Here is a 309-nt window from a genome sequence, read left to right as displayed (position 1 = left end):
CTGCCTTCACTGTTAACTCACCATCAGCAAAGTCTGCCGGCACTTCTGCTGTATAGCTACCATCTGGCTGAACCGTTGCAGTCACTTGTTGTTCAAGTGGATTACCCGCTTGATCATGACCTGTAATAGTCAAAGTCACGTTACTACCCGGTGCAACATCAGTCGTTCCACCTGTAATATGGCCCTGAGTATCCACATCAACTGTAATTGAACCATCTACTCGGTCTAAACCACCTTGGTCTGCCAGACTGTCTTCTGCATTCACCGGTGTGCCATTACGGTCAACCGCGTCTGCCTTCACTGTTAACT

General features: G+C 48.5%; 1 pseudogene. It reads right to left on the bottom strand.

Annotated elements, in window-relative coordinates:
* Positions 1-309: pseudogene (locus ACH63V_RS18165) on the bottom strand (type I secretion protein); the annotation flags it as partial.

The sequence above is a fragment of the Acinetobacter sp. ABJ-A23_2 genome (assembly GCF_044538765.1).
GTDB lineage: Bacteria > Pseudomonadota > Gammaproteobacteria > Pseudomonadales > Moraxellaceae > Acinetobacter > Acinetobacter nosocomialis_A.
This window is presented reverse-complemented; position numbering and strand designations above follow the sequence as displayed.